Consider the following 18,521-nt stretch of genomic DNA (forward strand, 5'->3'; position numbering starts at 1 on the left):
TATGTACTTCTGAAATATTGGGCGCAGTGTAATCTTAAAACAACGAAATGACCATGTTGAATTCAACCATAGCCCATTTGTTTTAAACAAACCCTCTGCGTTATAAAACACCACCAACATTCGAAAGACTCACCAACTGCTTAGTATATTCATGCTGCGGATTACCAAACAAAGTCTCAGTGTCGCCCTTCTCTATTACCTCTCCAGCTTTCATGACGATGGTGTAATGACACAAGGATTTCACGACATTCAGATCATGACTGATAAACAAATAGGTCAGGCCATACTTTTCTTGAAGTGACTTCAGCAAATCCAATACTTGAGCTTGAACGGTTCTGTCCAATGACGATGTTGGTTCATCGAGCAGGATAAACTCTGGCTTTAAAATCAAAGCACGAGCAATCGCAATACGCTGCCTTTGACCGCCAGAAAACTCATTTGGGTAACGGTGACGCGTTTCAGGATCGAGGTCAACCTCTTTCATTACGTCACAGATGCGTTGGTCGAGTTCGTGCTCATCCAATTGTTGATGCACTAACAAACCTTCGCCAATCACCTGAGCGACCGACATTCTCGGGTTTAGCGCAGAAAACGGGTCTTGAAAGACTACTTGCATACGGCTTCTAAACGGAAGCATCTGTTTTCGATCTAAACCTTGAAGCTGTTCACTCGAGTAGGTGATTGACCCTTCACTATCTACCAGCTTAAGTATCGCCATACCGGTCGTCGATTTACCAGAACCACTTTCGCCAACCAAACCGATTGAGTGCCCTTTCTTCAAAGTGAACTCCATGTCGGTCACAGCTTTAACATGAGAAATGGTGCGCTTGAATAAACCGCCCGTGATCGGGAACCAAACACGAAGTTGATTTACATCGAGTAGCGGTTTGCTTTCGGGTGACACAGGAACGGGCAAACCTTTCGGATCAGAGTTAATAAGTTTTTGAGTGTAAGGGTGAGCAGGCGCGTTAAACAGGGTATGACAGTCGTTACTTTCGACCAAGCGACCATCTTTCATTACTGCTACTCTGTCGGCAATCTTACGAACGATACTCAAGTCATGAGTAATGAAAAGCATTGCCATACCCAGCTCTTGCTGCAGGTCTTTTAGAAGGTCGAGGATCTGCGCTTGCACCGATACATCCAAAGCCGTTGTCGGCTCATCAGCAATAAGCAGCTCTGGTTCATTGATCAGTGCCATCGCGATCATCACGCGCTGGCGTTCTCCACCAGATAGCTCGTGCGGATAGGCTGAAATCTTTTGCTCAGGATAGCGAATGCCAACCTTGGATAGCCATTCTATCGCTAAGGCTTGCGCTTTGTTGGTTCGCATACCACGATGAATTGCTAAGGTTTCAACAAGCTGTTTTCCAATTCGATGAAGCGGATTTAGGGAAACCATAGGCTCTTGGAAGATCATTCCAATACGACCACCACGAATCCCACGTAGCTGTCTTTCAGAACAACTCAGAATATCGGTGCCAGAGAAATTGATCTTACCGTTTAAGTAATGAGACGAGCCTTTTGGTAACAGCTTTAAAATCGAGTTAGCCGTGACCGATTTTCCGGAACCACTCTCACCCACCAGCGCTAATGTCTCACCTTTGTATATTTCTAAAGAGACATCTTGTGTCACTTGCTCTATCGAGTTTTTTCGCCCGAAACCGACAGACAGTTTATCTATGGTCAAAACCGGAGAAGCAGGCGTTGTATTTGAAGTCATAACCTATCCTTACTTCTGTTGATGCGGGTCGAAAGCATCACGCACCGCTTCACCAACGAAGACCAGTAACGTAAGCATCAGTGAAAGCACGACGAAGGCAGAAATGCCAAGCCAAGGCGCTTGTAAGTTAGCTTTACCTTGCGCCAACAACTCGCCTAACGAAGGCGAACCCGCAGGAAGACCAAAGCCCAAGAAGTCTAACGAAGTCAGTGTGGTCACCGAGCCTGAAAGAATAAACGGCATCATGGTTAACGATGCAACCATCGCGTTAGGTAACATGTGACGAAGCATAATACGTTTGTCATCAACACCCATGGCTTGCGCGGCTCGCACATAATCGAAGTTTCGGCAGCGTAAAAATTCCGCTCGCACGATGCCGACTAAACTCATCCAACTAAACAGCACCATAATCCCGAGCAACCACCAGAAATTCGGCTCAATAAAACTCGACAAAATAATCAGCAAGAACAGGGTCGGCATACCAGACCAGACTTCAATGAAGCGTTGTCCGAATAGATCAACCCAGCCACCGTAGTAGCCTTGTGTTGCGCCAACCACGACACCAATCACGCTCGATACAATGGTCAGAATAAAACCAAATAGAACGGAAATACGGAAGCCATAAATGATACGAGCTAATACATCTCGCCCCTTATCATCAGTCCCTAACCAGTTCACCGAATCGGGCTCCGATGGCACCGCACCTGAAATATCGAAGTTTATCGTGTCGTAGCTAAACGGAATGATTGGCCACACGATGTAACCGCTGTCTTCAATGAGTTCGATAACATACGGGTCTTTGTAATCCGCTTCGGTTTCAAACTCGCCGCCAAATTCGGTCTCAGCATACTCATTAATGACAGGCACAAACCATTGATTGTCATAAGAAACCAATAATGGCTTATCGTTCGCGATGATTTCAGCGAACAGGCTCAAGCCAAACAAGATGGTAAATATCCAAAGGGAGATAAAACCACGCTTATTTGCTTTAAAACGTAACCAACGAGCTTCAGCTAAAGGGTTGTTAAACATTTATTATCAATACCTTGTTATTCGTTCGCCATTAACGCGCTTCAAAATCAATTCGAGGATCAACCCAGGTATACGTCAGGTCGGAGATAATGCTCAGCACCAAGCCAAGCAAGGTCATGATATAGAGAGAGCTGAACACCACGGGATAGTCACGTTGAATGGTTGATTCAAAGCCAAGCAGACCAATTCCTTCGAGTGAAAACATCACTTCAATCAACATAGAACCCGTGAAGAAAATACTAATAAATGCGCTTGGGAAACCCGCAATAATGATCAGCATGGCGTTACGGAAAACGTGCTTATAAAGAATACTGCTCTCGTCCAAGCCTTTCGCTCTCGCAGTCACTACATATTGCTTATTGATTTCATCAAGGAAGGAGTTTTTGGTCAGCATGCTGAGCGTGGCGAATCCACCGATAACCATGGCGAAAATGGGCAACGCCAAGTGCCAGAAGTAGTCGCCAATTTGCTGATACCAGTTGAGCTGGTCGAAGTTACTCGACACAAGCCCTCGCAATGGGAACCAACTGAAGTAGTTACCGCTTGCAAACAAGATAATCAGAATAATCGCAAACAAGAAGCCCGGCACCGCGTAGCCGACAATCACCACCGCGCTCGACCAAATATCAAAGCGAGAGCCGTGATGTATCGCCTTCATAATGCCTAAGGGTATCGAGATCACGTAGATGATTAACGTACTCCATAACCCCAAGGAGATGGAAACAGGCAGTCGCTCGATGATCAAATCAATAACATTGCCGCCTTTAAACAGGCTTTCACCGAAGTTAAAGCTCGCGTAATTTTTCAACATGTCGAAGTAGCGAACATGAATCGGCTTATCAAAACCAAACTGCTTTTTGATCTCTTCAACCACTTCTGGATCAAGCCCACGAGAGCCTTTATAGCCACTGGCAGACGCTTGGTCACTTTCGCTTAAATCAACTTCTTGTCCACCACCAGAAAAGCGCTCCATGATGCCAGAGTTGTGCCCTTCTAATTGAGCAACGGCTTGCTCTACCGGGCCACCAGGCGCTATCTGGATGATGAAAAAGTTGATGGTGATGATCGCCCACAGCGTGGGGATCACCAACAATAAACGTCGAAATATATACGCGGCCATGCTAACTAACTCCTAGCGACGTTTTTCAGGAAGCAAAGCCGCCTTCTCTTCTGAAATCCACCATGTATCGATACCTAAATCGTATTTAGGCAATACATCTGGACGCTCAAACTTGTCCCACATTGCTACGCGATACTCGCCAACGTGCCATTGCGGGATGTTGTAGAAATTCCACTGCAATACTCGGTCTAGTGAACGACCTAGTGTAAGAAGCTTTTCAGGGTGCTGTTGGTTACGCGCAATTTCTTCTGTTAACGCGTCAACCACTGGATCGATAACACCTGCAGTATTGTAAGTAGAATCAATGTAGTTAGAGTTCCAAACGATCATTAAGTTCGGGCTAGGATAAGGGTTTGCGGAAAATGACGACGAAACCATGTCGAAATCACGATCACGCAAGCGCTTGATGTATTGAGTGGTATCGATGGTACGGATCTTCATCTCAATACCCATGCGCTTAAGGTTCTTTTGAACCGGCGTTGCGATACGTTCCGTGGTTGGGCTGTAAATCAACAACTCAAATGACATCGGCTTGCCAGTCTTTTCGTTGGTCATGACTTTGTCTTTCAGCACCCAACCCGCTTCTTTCAATAGTTTGAAAGCCGTGCGCATTTGGCTACGAATACGACCGCTACCATCGGTGACGGGTGGTTGGAATTCTTCGGTGAAAACTCGCGGTGGAATCTGATCTTTGTATTGAGACAACAACTCGACTTCAGCTTCGCTTGGTAAGCCTTTCGCTTCGTAGTCGGTATTTTGGAAGTAGCTACGAGTACGCTTGTACTGACCATAGAACATGTTCTTGTTCATCCACTCAAAGTCCATCGCATAGGTTAACGCTTCACGCACTTTAGGATCCGAGAACACAGGTGATTGAATGTTGAAGACGAAACCTTGAGTCGTTTCAGGCTTCTCGTGGTTGATCTCTTCTTTAATGATGTAGCCTTTATCGAAGTTCGCGCCCGTATAAGAGTTAGCCCAGAACTTAGCCGAATTCTCGGTTCGAAGATCGAACTCCCCTGCTTTGAACGCTTCCAACATTACCGTGTCGTCACGGTAGTAATCGTATTGCACCTGCTTGAAGTTATTGCGGCCAACGTTAACTGGTAGGTCTGCTGCCCAGTAGTTTTCATCTAGACCATAGGTAACACTTTGGCCTGATTTGTAGCTGATGATCTTATAAGGACCACTACCGACTGGTGGCTCACTTAGAGGCTCAGACAGCTTTCTGTCTTTCCAGAAATGTTTCGGCAATACACGAGTGCTTTGCGCGAAGCTAAACAGTTTTTCGCGGTTTGGACTGTTCATTTCAATACGAACAACCAAATCAGAGACCGCTTTTACTGACTTAATCTCTTTGTAATACACACGGTACTGAGGCACGCCCTCGGTTGAGAACTTGTCAAAAGTAAAGGCAACATCATGCGCAGTGATAGGCTCGCCATCTTGGAATTTAGCATTTGGGTTGATGTCGATTTCCATCCAAGTGAAATCACTGGAGTAGCGAACCTTTGAAGCGATCAATGGATAGTACGCATCAATCTCGTCACTCGGAGAAAACATCAAGGTATCGTAAATCTCTCCGGTATAACTTGCAGCAACGCCGCGGGAACCGAATCGATTAAAGCTATCGTACGTACCTATGCTGCCATAGGTCACTTTGCCCTGCTTTGGCGCATCAGGATTAACGTAATCGAAGTGAGTGAAATCGGCTGGATATTTTGCTTCACCAAAACCAACCAGTTGTGTGGTTTCAATAACGGTGACAGCAGGAGTTGATTGGGTTTCAGAAGCGTAAGTAACGGAGGGTTGTAAAGCAATAAGCGGCAACATGATTGCACATGACTTCAAATTAAACCTGAAAAACTGAGTGCGTTGCGAGGCTTTGCGTCGAAAAACTGTTCCCATTTGACTCTCCCTTCAAATGTCATGAATTCTATATTCAAGTTGATTTATCGGCTTTGAATGCATGCCGTTAAATCAAGTATAGGTTCAAATCTAACATCATGTAATAACTAATAAAACCATCAGCACTCTATCTCTGACGGTTTATTTACAAATTACTCGTCACCGCTCGAAGTTATTGGATGCAGTGAGCTTTGATTGCTTAGCCTGAATGACACAAGCCTCAACGGCTAAGATTCCTTTGGTTGGCTTCTAAAGTGAAATTTAGGCTCTAAATAATCAACAAACTATACTTTTACTGGAGTATCCTTGCAGCCTAGGTCTAAATGGAATGACACTTTGAACAAACCAAACCAAATAACATTCGCAACGTTCAACCTTCTGAACTATCTCGAGCCACCGAATGCTTATTATGATTTTGAGAACATCTACAGCTTCGAAGAATGGCAGAAGAAGCAACATTGGATGGCTGAAGCGATTCGCTCATTAGATTGCGATGTGATTGGCTTCCAAGAGATATTTAGCCCGCAATCTTTAGAGCTATTGATGAACGAGCTAGGTTATCCATACTTTGCAGTGGTCGATAGCGCCAACGTTGAAGATGATTACCTATACACCTCACCAGTCGTTGGGATCGCTTCCCGTTACCCGATTGAAAACGTGCAGCCTGTTACGCCAGATTCGAAGTTACTGAAAGCATTCAACCTTGACGACAAATTCTCATTCAACAGAACGCCTGTTCACGCGACGATTACGTTACCCCATTTAGGTTCAACCGACTGTTATGTGGTGCACTTCAAATCACAACGTCCGACAGAGCCAAAAGCAGAATCTGTCGATGCGGACAACACTCAGCAAGGTGCAAAACCACAAAGTGACACGCTCACTCGTTTTCACCAAGAACAGCTTGGCTCTTGGCTATCAAGTGTCCAACGCGGTCTAGAAGCTCAGATGCTGCATCAATACATCACCAACCAACGCTACCAAACCGAGCAACCTGTTGTGTTGATGGGTGACTTTAATAAGCCACTGTTTAATGATGAGTTTAAAGGGCTGTTGAATTACTCAATCAACCGAGACGAAAACAGCAAGCATTGGCTATCCCACTTTCGCTTGAAAGACAGCTGGGATCTTTACCATCAACTGCATGAAGAAGACTTGCTTGAACAGCGAAAGCTAACCCATTACTACGGCGCTTCTGGATCTGTACTGGACTACATTTTGATGTCGAACGAGTTTGATTGTCAGAACTCTTCAAGCTTAATGGAGATCTCTAGCTACACAGTGTTAGACCATCACCTGATTAATCCTAGTTTTGAACACGACCAATTCAGTACCGACCATGCCATCGTGTCTGTCACCGCTCATATTCGTGAAGCCTAGAGTTAAACATAAAAAAGCCGCAGTCAAAAACTGCGGCCTTCCACTTTAGCTAAACGGGTTGAGCTAACCGACGCCCCATTTAGAAACCGATTTACCGTTTAGCAAAGTATGAAACTTAGAATGTGTACATTGCGCCTAAGTAGAAAGAATCCAGAACAACAGTATCTTCTGTCTTGTGTCCGTTTTCGTAATCTTCGATATCAAAAGCATCGGCTTCGTACGCTAAGCGAAAGCTCAACGAAGACATTGTAGGTGGCGTATATCCAACACCAACACCCATACGGATGCCATCTCCCGAATCATCAAAACCATCTCCTGAAGGGCGAGAGCCATCAGCAAGCTTCATGTCTAGATCAATAGTCGACAGACCGATAGTGCCAAATGGACGAATGCCATTATCAAACGTGTAACCGAGGTTCGCCGTTACCGAAAAGATTTGAGGTGTCCAAGTGAAAACCTTATTACCAGATTTCGTTTTCAGGGCGATATCACCAAAATCTGTGTATTGAGCTTCAACCGAAACAATGCGGTTAAATTTGTAACCAGCAATTAATCGGTAAGTATTGTCTTCGGCTTTAAAAGTAATAGGCTCACTGATCGTGTCAGTTAACCCGCCCACTTCGACCATTAGCACACTTAAATAATTACCCGCTCCAACAGCAGGCCAATTTGCTCAATCTCCACAATTTAGAATAAGACGAACAGAAAACACGATGAACCACACAATAGACTTCAACGGCTTAATCATTGATATCGACGCTCGAACGATTACCAACCAGCAAGGAAACAAAATCACTTTGCGCCCTCGCCTATTAGCAGTGCTCTGCTTGTTATTGGAAAATGTGGGAAGACCGATTTCAAGAGGGCATATTGTTGATGTGTGTTGGGACGGACAACTCTCGTCACCACATGTTCTTGCAAACGTAGTCTATAACCTACGCAATGTGTTCGCGCGATTAAGAGCATCCAACGTCCAGATCATTACCATTAGTAAGTTCGGATATGCGCTATCGATTGAACCCACGTAAAAGGATTTATGCAATCAATGGCGGTGACTAAGATCACCAAAAAACGCCCCATCGAAACGTTTCGATGATCATTATCACACTCTAAAACAATCAAACGTGCAAATGATAAATCAGACACTATTATCACTATCGAAACGTTTCGATGGCTTTTCTTGAGTTGTTCTCAACCCATCAAGCGTTATTTTTCGATAGGTCGTGATATGAAAAAAAGTACTTTAATAAACTCTGAACTCTCTTACCTAGTGGCGACTCTTGGCCACACAGATGAAATCACGATTTGTGACGCGGGCCTGCCGATTCCAGACCACGTAACTCGTATTGATCTTGCTTTGACTCACGGTGTCCCAAGCTTTCAGCAAACGGTAAAAACCATGCTGGATGAATCTCAAATCGAAGGCGTTGTGATTGCAGAAGAGTTTGCGAAAGTAAGCCCAGAGCACCACGCAGCGCTGATTGATTTAATCAAGACAGAAGAAGCACGTTGTGGCAAATCGCTTTCTATTACTTACATCACTCATGAAGAATTCAAACAGCGAACGCATGAAAGCCGTGCAGTGATTCGCACCGGTGAATGCACACCATACGCAAATGTTATTTTCCAAGCTGGCGTAACCTTTTAGCTCAAGCAAAACGCAACGACAGCTCAGTGTCATCACTGAACCAAAAACAATACATAGACAGAATAATCAAATACAACTGGCCCCGAGTAAAGGAACCGACATGACTCAAGCCATTTTAGAACTTAACTCAATTGAGAAAGCCTTCCCTGGTGTTAAAGCACTGGATAAGGCAAGCCTCAACGTTTATCCAGGACGCGTAATGGCGTTAATGGGTGAAAACGGTGCAGGTAAATCAACGCTCATGAAAGTGCTGACAGGTATTTATCACTTGGACGGCGGCACTATCGCCTACCAAGGAAAACCTGCTGCATTTAAAGGGCCACGTGATTCTCAACAAGCAGGCATTAGTATCATTCACCAAGAACTGAACCTAATTCCTGAGTTAACCATCGCCGAGAACATCTTCTTAGGTCGTGAAATCACGGGCACCATGGGTCGCATCTTGTGGAACGAGATGTACCAAGAAGCAGACAAGCTACTTAAACGCCTTAACGTGAAACACAGCTCGAAAACGCCTCTAGGTCAGTTGAGCCTTGGTGAGCAGCAAATGGTAGAGATTGCGAAAGCCCTATCGTTTGAATCTAAAGTCATCATCATGGATGAACCAACCGATGCGCTAACCGATACCGAAACTGAATCTCTGTTTAAGGTGATTAACGAATTGCGCGATGAAGGCTGTGGCATTGTTTACATCTCTCACCGTTTGAAAGAGATCTTCGAGATTTGTGATGACATCACCGTGCTGCGTGACGGTAAGTTCATTGGTCAGTGTGAAGTAAAAGACACCGACGAAGATGGCCTAATCGAAATGATGGTTGGTCGTAAGTTAGACGAACAATATCCACGTATCGGCCAGAGCCATGGTGAAACTTGTCTTGAAGTGATTGGCCTGACGGGTTCTGGTGTTCATGACGTGAGCTTTACTCTAAAGTGCGGTGAGATCCTTGGTGTATCTGGCCTAATGGGTGCAGGTCGTACCGAACTGATGAAAGTGATTTACGGTGCCCTTCCAAGTGAACGCGGCGTCATCAACCTAGAAAACAAAACCATCAACCCTGTAAGCCCGAAAGATGGCTTGGCGAATGGCATTGCTTACATCTCTGAAGACCGTAAAGGCGATGGCTTAGTTCTAGGGCTTTCTGTTAAAGAAAACATGTCGTTATGTTCACTTGACCTACTAACAAAGAGCGGTCAAATCCAACATAAAGACGAAGTGATTGCAGTAGATGACTTCATCAAGCTATTCAACATCAAAACCCCGACGCGCGAACAGATTATTGGCAACCTTTCTGGTGGTAACCAACAGAAAGTGGCTATCGCTAAGGGCTTGATGACCAAACCAAAAGTACTGATTCTCGACGAGCCAACGCGCGGTGTCGATGTCGGTGCTAAGAAAGAGATTTACCAACTCATTAATAAATTTAAAGCCGACGGCATGAGCATCATTTTAGTCTCATCTGAAATGCCAGAAGTGTTAGGAATGAGTGACCGCATCATGGTGATGCATGAAGGCCGTGTAAGCGGTGAATTTGATGCTAAAGAAGCAAACCAAGAATTATTACTGGCGTGTGCGGTCGGTAAAAAGATCAACGAGGACGCAGCATGAGTACTAAAACCATGAGCAAAACAACTGAAGCTCCAAAGAAAAAACCGTTAATCAGCAAAGAGTGGCTGATTGATCAAAAGTCATTGATTGCTTTGCTCTTCCTGATTGTTGTCGTTTCTTTCTTAAACCCGAACTTCTTTACTGTCGACAACATCCTAAACATTCTGCGCCAAACCTCGGTTAACGCAATTATCGCTGTAGGTATGACGCTGGTTATCTTAACCGCGGGTATCGACTTGAGTGTTGGTTCTGTACTGGCGCTTTGTGGTGCGTTCGCAGCCAGCATGATTGGCATGGAAATCCCTGTGATGATCGCAGTACCAACCGCTCTTGTAGCAGGTGCAGCATTAGGTGCGATTAGTGGTGTGATTATCGCTAAGGGTAAGGTTCAAGCCTTCATCGCAACGCTTGTCACCATGACACTACTTCGCGGCGTAACCATGGTTTACACAGATGGTCGTCCTATTTCAACAGGCTTCACAGACACAGCAGACGCATTCGCTTGGTTCGGTACTGGCTACGCAATGGGTGTACCGGTTCCAGTATGGATCATGGTCGTGGTATTCGCAGCAGTATGGTACCTACTTAACCACACACGCTTTGGTCGCTACGTTTACGCACTGGGTGGCAACGAATCAGCAACTCGCCTATCAGGCATCGACGTAGACAAAGTAAAAATCGGTGTTTACACAATCTGTGGTCTGCTAGCTGCAGTGGCAGGCATCATCGTGGCATCGCGTTTGTCATCTGCTCAACCAACCGCAGGTATGGGTTATGAGCTAGACGCTATCGCAGCCGTAGTTCTTGGCGGGACAAGCTTAGCTGGCGGTCGTGGCCGTATCATGGGCACATTGATTGGTGCTCTGATTATCGGCTTCCTAAACAACGCCCTAAACCTACTAGACGTATCTTCTTACTACCAGATGATTGCAAAAGCAGTGGTTATTCTTCTGGCAGTATTGGTCGACAACAAAAACAAATAAAACCTATTCACACTCTAGGTTAATACAAGTAACACCCTGTTTTACCTCAAAATATTAGAATCTATAAATAATGTAACAACGAGCTAGGACTCACCTCTTAGCTCCCCCTACACAAAGGACTTACACCATGAAAAAATTAGCGACTCTTATTTCTGCTGCTCTTCTTTCTACAACAGTATCTGTGTCTGCACAGGCGCAAGATACAATGGCAATCGTTCTGTCTACATTGAACAACCCATTCTTTGTAACCATGAAAGATGGCGCAGAAGCGAAAGCTGAAGAGCTAGGCTACAAGCTTATCGTTCTGGATTCTCAAAACGACCCAAGCAAAGAGCTGTCGAACATTGAAGATCTAACCATTCGTGGTGTTAAGGCAATCCTGATCAACCCAACAGATTCAGACGCCGTGTCTAACGCAATTCGCATGGCTAACCGTTCAAACATCCCAGTACTAACACTAGACCGTGGTGCAAGCCGTGGTGACGTAGTAAGCCACATCGCTTCTGATAACGTAATCGGTGGTGAAATGGCAGGTCACTTCATCATGGAAAAAGTGGGCGAAAAAGCGAAAGTAATCCAACTTGAAGGTATTGCTGGTACTTCTGCAGCTCGTGAACGTGGTGAAGGCTTCATGAATGCAGTAAACGGCAGCGACCTTGAGCTTCTTGCAAGCCAACCTGCTGATTTCGACCGTACTAAAGGTCTGAACGTAATGGAAAACTTGCTTGCAGCTAACCCAGATGTACAAGCAGTATTCGCGCAGAACGATGAAATGGCACTAGGTGCACTTCGCGCCGTTCAAGCTTCAGGTAAAGAAGTAATGATTGTTGGCTTTGATGGCACAGACGACGGCATCGCAGCAGTTAACCGTGGTCTACTTGGTGCTACAGTTGCACAACAACCTGACCTAATCGGTTCTCTAGGTATCGAAATGGCAGACAAAGTACTGAAAGGCGAAACAGTAGACGAGTACGTACCAGTACCTCTAAAAATCATCGCTAAGTAATCGTTACTAGGTAACGCGATATAAAGCAGGGAGTTCCCTATCTCCCTGCTTTGATTGGCTCGCTGACTCAAACAAAAGCAAACCCCGACAGTGCATCGCTGTTTCTCATTCCGCTCACAAAAGAGAGCGCACTTAACACCATGAGAAAGACCCATGCATTTTCAAATACGATATATCATAAGGCTCGTATCATGACTCAACTGATTGTTTTAGGTAGCGTTAACGCTGACCACGTACTGCAAGTTCCTTCGTTCCCTCGTCCGGGTGAAACCTTGATTGGCGGTAACTATCAGGTCATCCCTGGCGGTAAAGGCGCAAACCAAGCAGTCGCTGCTGCGCGATTAAACGCAGATATCGGCTTCATCGCCTGTGTCGGTGACGACCCATTCGGCATCAACATTCGTCAAGACTTCGCTAAAGACGGCATCAACATCGACGGTGTTATCGTGGCAGACAACACGCCAACTGGCATCGCGATGATCCAAGTATCCGCAACGGGTGAAAACAGCATCTGTCTTTCTGCGGAAGCGAACGACAAGCTGACTTGCGATCAAATCGAGCCGCATCTAGAGAAGATTCGCGGCGCTGAATACTTGCTGACTCAGCTTGAAACGCCAATTGAAGGCATTGAATACGCTGCGAAAGTAGCAAAAGAGAGTGGCACGCAAGTCATTCTAAACCCGGCTCCTGCTCGTCCATTATCGGATTCACTGCTTGCTTGTGTTGACGTGATTACACCGAACGAAACTGAAGCAGAAGTGCTGACAGGCATTACCGTGACGGACAACGCGTCTGCTCATCAGGCTGCGTTGGCTCTGCATGCTAAAGGCATCGAGACGGTAATGATCACGCTAGGCGCGAAAGGCGTGTGGGTGAGTCATCGCGGTCAAGGCAATGAAGCCAGCGAAGGTGAATTAATCGCAGGTTTCCGTGTTGAAGCAACAGATACAACTGCCGCAGGTGACACCTTTAACGGCGCGTTGGTGACAGGCTTGCTTGAAGATATGCCACTTGAGCGTGCGATTAAATTTGCTCATGCTGCAGCTGCTATCTCTGTGACACGCTTTGGTGCTCAAACGTCGATTCCAAGCCGTGCTGAAACCGATGCGTTTTTGGCAGAGCAACTGTCTGCTTAGTTTGATACCTATTTGAAGGCCTAACTTCTGAGCTAAACCGTGGTTAACGGATGTTAGCCTTCAAATTCGGTAACAACAAATAACAAGAATAAGCCCCTGTTTTCAGGCAGAATATCGCCCAACGTGGAAGGTTATTCCCACAAGGATTTTTTATGGCAACAATGAAAGACATCGCACGGCTCGCAAAGGTTTCGACTTCTACCGTGAGCCACGTGATCAACAAATCACGCTTTGTCAGTGAAGAGATTGCTGAGCGTGTTAACAATGCGGCTAAAGAACTCAACTATGCGCCTTCTGCATTGGCTCGCAGCTTGAAAATGAAGCAAACCAAAACCTTGGGAATGCTAGTGACCACATCCACCAACCCATTCTTTGGCGAAGTGGTAAAAGGTGTGGAACGTCGTTGCTACGAAAAAGGCTACAACCTTATCTTGTGTAACACCGAAGGCGATAGCGAACGCATGAAATCCTCTATCGATACCTTGCTGCAAAAGCGAGTCGATGGCCTGATGCTAATGTGTTCTACCCTTGAAGGCGAACATATCGATGTATTCGAGCGCTACCCAGAACTGCCTGTTGTAGTCATGGATTGGGGCCCTATGTTGTTTGCGAGCGATAAGATCCAAGACAACTCGCACCAAGGTGGCTACATGGCAACTAAGCACTTGATAGATAACGGTCATTCTCAAATTGGTTGTATCACTGGCCCACTGCACCGTAATCAAGCTTCGTCTCGTTATCAAGGCTTCAAGCAAGCAATGGAAGAAGCCAATTTAGAGATCAACCCTAAGTGGATTGTTGAATCCAACTTTGAATGTGACGGTGGTTTTGACTCTTATCAGACATTGAAAACTCGTGGCGAAATGCCGTCTGCCTTGTTCGTCAGTAACGATATGATGGCGATGGGCGTGATTCACGCTGCGACGCAAGATGGCACATCGATTCCGAATGATCTGTCTATCATTGGCTACGATGACATCCACCTGTCGAAGTACATGACACCCGCGTTAAGCACTGTCCACCAGCCAAAACATCGTTTAGGTAAAACCGCAGTGGATACGCTTTTGAGCAGATTACAAACTCCAGATGCTTATCCGCAAGTCGTTGAACTTGAACCTACTCTTGTTGAACGAAGCAGCGTAAAAGCCATTTAAAGCGCCTTCTTAGAGATCTAAACAACAAAGGGCAAGGTTAAAAAACCTTGCCCTTTTCGCTCCTAATGCACTTCACTTATCTTCTTAGCGATTCAACACAGATGCGATTTGCTGTATTTCGTCTAACACATCGACGCCATTGTATTGCGGCGCAATCGAGGGATCTTGAATACTCACGGTTTCTACCGATTGCTTGTCGTTAAGTTTAGTCACTAACTCCCCTTTGGGTGAGTAGGCTCGGCTTCCACCACAATAAGTCGCGGTAAACGCATTAACCACATCTTGCCCGACGCGATTACAAGTAACCATGTGACACCCTTCCTCCAAGGCTCTCGCTTGAGCAATGGCAAAACTATGATGCCCACCGAAGTTGGCAGGGTGAAGAATAACGTCGACCGACTGATACCCTCTCATGATCTCCGGGAACCAAATATCAAAGCAAATCGCGACACCAAACTTTAAGCCTTTGTGCTCAAACGAGAGGCGTTCCTCCCCTCTCGAGAAATACTGCTTATCGAATTTGGTTTGACTGATTTTTCTATATTTGTGTCGTAAACCGGAAGCATCCACAACCACGACGCTGTTGTAATATTGGCCGCTATCTTTCTCGGCAATGCCTGCAACAATCAAGGTGTCATGCTTCGCTGCAAGCTGAGTTAATGAATCAATAGTACTGCTGTCGGCGAAGTCTTCAGCCAATTCATGAATTTCTTCAGCCTCATTAAAAATATACCCAGTAGTGAACAGTTCAGGCAGTAAAGTAATATCGCCAACTGACGGCTCCGCTTGCAAAAGATCAGAGACCGAATCTATATTCTTTTGTTTGTTTTTGTATTCAACTTCAAGCTGAATAAGCGTGATACTGACATTATTCAAAATCGAATCCTTGCTACGTAAAACTTCAAGCTGTAATGCTTCAAGCTAGAGACTAAGAACTAAGAACTAAGAACGAAAGAGTAAGGCAATCCCCTATCGCTTTCTTATTCGCCCGCCAAAGGTTGAAGCAGGTGCACAGTCCTGTACGTATTTTAAACCTGCCTAAGGCGCTAATTAAGGCTCTGGTAAAACGGGAGGCGTGCTGTCCATATAGGTTAAGAAATTCACCCACACCTCATGCGTGCGCTGCTTGGTTAACGTCGTCTTGCAGGAAAGCGCCATAACCCCTCGAATAGAACCTTCACGCCATTGGGTGTACACAGAGTCACAATGTGCTGTCATGTACGCCTGCCAGCTCTCCTGAGCCTTCTTAATTGACGCCACCAGCTCAGCATCGTAAGCATTGTGCTCAAAGCTGACCGCAAGGTATTTATCCAGTTCCGCTTGTGCAGATTCCAACTCAATTGCCGCACAGTGATTGATCTCGATGGTATTCATCGCATTCTCGCAATCTACAACACCTTCGTAGGCCAACGCAGAGAATGAGAAGCACACCGCTATGAGTGCCGATATCAGTTTTGTCATAATCATCCTTTATGCTGCCACCACCAAAACGAATCGTGTCGTGACTTTATTTATTTAAACGTGGCTCAATATTTAGCTCATTCAGCTCATTCAGCTCATTCAGCCAGAGCAAATAACAATAAAATTTATCAGGATATAAGCATTTGTTATCCGCATAAATCATCAAAAATGACGCCTCGCCAACTCAAATAAATGAGATAACGCTCAGATTTTGCTGGTAAAACTAGAAAACATATTATTTATATCAATAATTCGTGCCTGCATTCACACTATTAATTATTTATATTGCTACCTAAACGCTAACTTTATAAATTAAATCGAATGCTCACATAAATCGGTAACGCTTCTCCAACTATGGATATCAAGTACCAAAACATTGCCAAGACTTCATTTTACTTTGCCATCTCTTTCTTTTTTTCCATGGCAATGCTCATTCCTTTTACACCGTATCACTACCAAACATTAACCGAAGACACATCAAGGTTAGTCGAAACTAGGTTAGAAAGGATCCAATCAAGGTTCGACCGTTTTTTATCTGAAGTTAGACCTGAACAGTCTTGCGACGCGATCGTTAGACAGCTTCGACAAAACGTTTTTGAAGCCGATTGGGTAAAAGAAGCAGCGGTATTCAATAAACAGAACCGATTTTACTGTTCAACCACCGATGGTGACGTTTCATTTCGCCTATACAGCACCATCAGGCAGCGACTCAATGACGACCCGAATTTAACAACCCTGTCGTATTCCAACTCGGCCATCACGCAAGTTCAGTCCATCATGCTCATTTTCTCGAACAAAGAAGATGCCGGAGTGAGCCTGATGATTCCGCCACACTTCATCTATGACCTTGTTGAAACAAACCTGAGCAGCCATGGAATACAGGCCAAAGTTGAAGTAATCAAAAGAGATATCCACCCTACCGATATTGACTCATCAATCGCCAAGGTGCGGATACAATCAAACACCTACCCATTGACCATCACCTCATACATTGGGTATCAGTTTTATCTTCACTTCATGTTGAGTTATTTATGGTTTGGCTTTTTGATGGCCGGAATCACCACCATTATTCTCCTTTCCATCAAGCATAAAAAGCAGAGCCAACGCAGCTTAGAATATTCGCTTTCAAGTGCGCTAAAAAACCAACACCTTCATGTTCACATGCAGCCTATCGTTAACCAAAACACCAATGAGATCGTCGGCTGTGAGTCACTATTACGATGGAACGACCCAATTGAAGGTAACGTCTCCCCGGCTATTTTCATTCCGCTTGCTGAAAGCTTAGGCTTAATTGAGGAGCTCACCTACTTCGTGCTGCGCAAAGTATTAATGACGTTGAAAAGCAATCAAGATGTGTTCGACTCAAAGTACATCAGCGTCAACATCAGCCGCAACGTAGTGTCTAACAGTAACTTCTCTAACAAAGTGATCAGCATCTTTAAAAGACACCCTGAGATCCTCAAGCAGGTGGTTTTTGAAGTAACCGAATATGGTGAATGTTCTGATGCCGACATGGTCAAAATTAGAGACAACCTAACCAAGCTATCGAACAGGGGCGTCAGAGTCGCGATTGATGATTTTGGTACAGGATACGCAGGGTTAGATTTCGTAAGACAGTTCCCGTTCAGCATTCTCAAAATCGATCGCGTGTTTGTGAAAAACATATCCGACGAATCCAGCTTTGGTCTCCCTTTGCTAGAGTCCATGCTTCAACTATCACGCTCCTTAGGCATGCAAGTCATCGTCGAAGGTGTCGAGTATGAATCCCAAGTGAAAATCTTATCTAAGCTCGGTGTCGACTATATCCAAGGCTTCTATTTTTATAAGCCGATGCCGATAAACCTGACTGTCAGCTTACTCAGGCAGCAGCATTTTGAGTCCGATAACGTTGAGGAATCATCCTTTTCAACACCAAAATGTGAGCAGCTTTAAACAGGTTCGATGGGATAAGCGCTGAAGATACAGTTCAGAATAATGCTTAGTACAACGCGTCACTTTAGCTTACGGTACGTTTCCCCACTCTTACACCCAGGCAGGCTTTTACCATATTTGTGACTTAAATTATCGACGCGTGTTTTGGTTGGTTTTATGACTACTCGTAATCGCTAGCATGCTATCAGCGTGATTTTTGTTCCAATCAATCTTTTCGTTAATGTCTTTTTTATCAACAAAGACCCAGTGAGACATACACTCTACACAATACCAAACACATCACAACGCAGCATGTTGCATATTTCGGAGCATTCCGATCAGTCATTTCGGGATTATCCGATCACCCATTTCGGTTTAAACCGATCACTGATTCCGCGATTATCCGATCACTTTTAGCCTAACTCCGAAATCGGTGATCGGAATAGCGAAAAC

The 18,521-nt window shown here is 45.1% G+C and carries 16 protein-coding genes; 9 read left to right on the plus strand and 7 right to left on the minus strand.

Translation table 11 applies throughout. The annotated features are described in order from the left end of the window. Positions 1-100 precede the first annotated feature (100 nt). Genes yejF through AB4209_RS16085 form a run of 4 tightly spaced genes read right to left on the minus strand, consistent with a single transcriptional unit; the run spans position 101 to position 5,783 of the window. A complete protein-coding gene (gene yejF / locus AB4209_RS16070) occupies positions 101-1,723 on the minus strand; it encodes a microcin C ABC transporter ATP-binding protein YejF (RefSeq protein ID WP_102320979.1) in 1,623 nt (540 codons plus the stop codon). A 9-nt stretch (positions 1,724-1,732) separates the two neighbouring features. Beyond that, positions 1,733-2,755, minus strand: a complete 1,023-nt coding sequence (locus tag AB4209_RS16075; RefSeq protein WP_048608646.1) for an ABC transporter permease — start codon at positions 2,753-2,755, stop codon at positions 1,733-1,735. 31 nt (positions 2,756-2,786) lie between these two features. Continuing rightward, positions 2,787-3,875 carry a microcin C ABC transporter permease YejB gene (locus tag AB4209_RS16080; protein WP_102393756.1) on the minus strand — a complete coding sequence of 363 codons (1,089 nt, stop codon included), beginning with the start codon at positions 3,873-3,875 and terminating at the stop codon, positions 2,787-2,789. 12 nt (positions 3,876-3,887) lie between these two features. Next, positions 3,888-5,783 carry an extracellular solute-binding protein gene (locus tag AB4209_RS16085; protein ID WP_017068488.1) on the minus strand — a complete coding sequence of 632 codons (1,896 nt, stop codon included), beginning with the start codon at positions 5,781-5,783 and terminating at the stop codon, positions 3,888-3,890. A gap of 336 nt (positions 5,784-6,119) precedes the next feature. On the opposite strand from AB4209_RS16085, the gene AB4209_RS16090 reads away from it, so the two are divergent. Further along, positions 6,120-7,163, plus strand: a complete 1,044-nt coding sequence (locus AB4209_RS16090; RefSeq protein ID WP_102393755.1) for an endonuclease/exonuclease/phosphatase family protein — start codon at positions 6,120-6,122, stop codon at positions 7,161-7,163. A gap of 115 nt (positions 7,164-7,278) precedes the next feature. Here the strand turns inward: AB4209_RS16090 and AB4209_RS16095 are convergent, their stop codons facing one another. Next, positions 7,279-7,791, minus strand: a complete 513-nt coding sequence (locus AB4209_RS16095) for an outer membrane beta-barrel protein (RefSeq protein WP_240698121.1) — start codon at positions 7,789-7,791, stop codon at positions 7,279-7,281. An 85-nt stretch (positions 7,792-7,876) separates the two neighbouring features. Between AB4209_RS16095 and AB4209_RS16100 the strand changes: the two genes are divergently transcribed. The 7 genes from AB4209_RS16100 (at position 7,877) to AB4209_RS16130 (ending at position 14,696) form a co-directional block, all read left to right on the plus strand. Continuing rightward, on the plus strand, positions 7,877-8,191 hold the full coding sequence (locus tag AB4209_RS16100; protein ID WP_102393754.1) for a winged helix-turn-helix domain-containing protein: 315 nt from the start codon (positions 7,877-7,879) through the stop codon (positions 8,189-8,191). A gap of 200 nt (positions 8,192-8,391) precedes the next feature. Next, positions 8,392-8,811 (plus strand): D-ribose pyranase, encoded by a 420-nt coding sequence (gene rbsD / locus AB4209_RS16105; protein ID WP_017060853.1) that lies wholly within the window; start codon positions 8,392-8,394, stop codon positions 8,809-8,811. Between the two features lie 100 nt (positions 8,812-8,911). Further along, the gene (gene rbsA / locus AB4209_RS16110; RefSeq protein WP_102393753.1) at positions 8,912-10,417 is read left to right on the plus strand and encodes a ribose ABC transporter ATP-binding protein RbsA; all 1,506 of its coding nucleotides are present in this window, start codon (positions 8,912-8,914) and stop codon (positions 10,415-10,417) included. After that, positions 10,414-11,400 (plus strand): ribose ABC transporter permease, encoded by a 987-nt coding sequence (rbsC, locus tag AB4209_RS16115; protein ID WP_102393752.1) that lies wholly within the window; start codon positions 10,414-10,416, stop codon positions 11,398-11,400. The genes rbsA and rbsC overlap by 4 nt, the downstream gene beginning before the upstream one ends. 127 nt (positions 11,401-11,527) lie before the next feature. Continuing rightward, positions 11,528-12,406, plus strand: a complete 879-nt coding sequence (gene rbsB, locus AB4209_RS16120; protein ID WP_017060856.1) for a ribose ABC transporter substrate-binding protein RbsB — start codon at positions 11,528-11,530, stop codon at positions 12,404-12,406. Between the two features lie 191 nt (positions 12,407-12,597). Beyond that, positions 12,598-13,542 carry a ribokinase gene (gene rbsK, locus AB4209_RS16125; RefSeq protein WP_017060857.1) on the plus strand — a complete coding sequence of 315 codons (945 nt, stop codon included), beginning with the start codon at positions 12,598-12,600 and terminating at the stop codon, positions 13,540-13,542. 152 nt (positions 13,543-13,694) lie between these two features. Continuing rightward, positions 13,695-14,696 carry a substrate-binding domain-containing protein gene (locus AB4209_RS16130; protein ID WP_102393751.1) on the plus strand — a complete coding sequence of 334 codons (1,002 nt, stop codon included), beginning with the start codon at positions 13,695-13,697 and terminating at the stop codon, positions 14,694-14,696. 84 nt (positions 14,697-14,780) lie between these two features. On the opposite strand, the gene AB4209_RS16135 is transcribed toward AB4209_RS16130, so the two are convergent. Continuing rightward, on the minus strand, positions 14,781-15,572 hold the full coding sequence (locus tag AB4209_RS16135) for a carbon-nitrogen hydrolase family protein (protein WP_102393750.1): 792 nt from the start codon (positions 15,570-15,572) through the stop codon (positions 14,781-14,783). 174 nt (positions 15,573-15,746) lie between these two features. After that, positions 15,747-16,157, minus strand: a complete 411-nt coding sequence (locus AB4209_RS16140; RefSeq protein ID WP_102393749.1) for a lysozyme inhibitor LprI family protein — start codon at positions 16,155-16,157, stop codon at positions 15,747-15,749. Between the two features lie 354 nt (positions 16,158-16,511). Between AB4209_RS16140 and AB4209_RS16145 the strand changes: the two genes are divergently transcribed. After that, a complete protein-coding gene (locus tag AB4209_RS16145; protein ID WP_102393748.1) occupies positions 16,512-18,089 on the plus strand; it encodes an EAL domain-containing protein in 1,578 nt (525 codons plus the stop codon). Positions 18,090-18,521: the final 432 nt, after the last annotated feature.

Origin of the sequence: Vibrio sp. 10N.286.48.C11 (assembly GCF_041469805.1) — a bacterium.
GTDB lineage: Bacteria > Pseudomonadota > Gammaproteobacteria > Enterobacterales > Vibrionaceae > Vibrio > Vibrio crassostreae_C.

What these genes read in the sequence shown, in the direction of transcription:
- AB4209_RS16130 (WP_102393751.1), top strand. Translation starts at nt 13,695, where the DNA reads ATGGCAACAATGAAAGACATCGCACGGCTCGCAAAGGTTTCGACTTCT.
- rbsD (WP_017060853.1), top strand. Translation starts at nt 8,392, where the DNA reads ATGAAAAAAAGTACTTTAATAAACTCTGAACTCTCTTACCTAGTGGCG.
- AB4209_RS16100 (WP_102393754.1), top strand. Translation starts at nt 7,877, where the DNA reads ATGAACCACACAATAGACTTCAACGGCTTAATCATTGATATCGACGCT.
- rbsA (WP_102393753.1), top strand. Translation starts at nt 8,912, where the DNA reads ATGACTCAAGCCATTTTAGAACTTAACTCAATTGAGAAAGCCTTCCCT.
- rbsK (WP_017060857.1), top strand. Translation starts at nt 12,598, where the DNA reads ATGACTCAACTGATTGTTTTAGGTAGCGTTAACGCTGACCACGTACTG.
- AB4209_RS16095 (WP_240698121.1), bottom strand. Translation starts at nt 7,791, where the DNA reads ATGGTCGAAGTGGGCGGGTTAACTGACACGATCAGTGAGCCTATTACT.
- AB4209_RS16085 (WP_017068488.1), bottom strand. Translation starts at nt 5,783, where the DNA reads ATGGGAACAGTTTTTCGACGCAAAGCCTCGCAACGCACTCAGTTTTTC.
- AB4209_RS16145 (WP_102393748.1), top strand. Translation starts at nt 16,512, where the DNA reads ATGGATATCAAGTACCAAAACATTGCCAAGACTTCATTTTACTTTGCC.
- rbsC (WP_102393752.1), top strand. Translation starts at nt 10,414, where the DNA reads ATGAGTACTAAAACCATGAGCAAAACAACTGAAGCTCCAAAGAAAAAA.
- AB4209_RS16140 (WP_102393749.1), bottom strand. Translation starts at nt 16,157, where the DNA reads ATGACAAAACTGATATCGGCACTCATAGCGGTGTGCTTCTCATTCTCT.
- AB4209_RS16075 (WP_048608646.1), bottom strand. Translation starts at nt 2,755, where the DNA reads ATGTTTAACAACCCTTTAGCTGAAGCTCGTTGGTTACGTTTTAAAGCA.
- AB4209_RS16080 (WP_102393756.1), bottom strand. Translation starts at nt 3,875, where the DNA reads ATGGCCGCGTATATATTTCGACGTTTATTGTTGGTGATCCCCACGCTG.
- rbsB (WP_017060856.1), top strand. Translation starts at nt 11,528, where the DNA reads ATGAAAAAATTAGCGACTCTTATTTCTGCTGCTCTTCTTTCTACAACA.
- yejF (WP_102320979.1), bottom strand. Translation starts at nt 1,723, where the DNA reads ATGACTTCAAATACAACGCCTGCTTCTCCGGTTTTGACCATAGATAAA.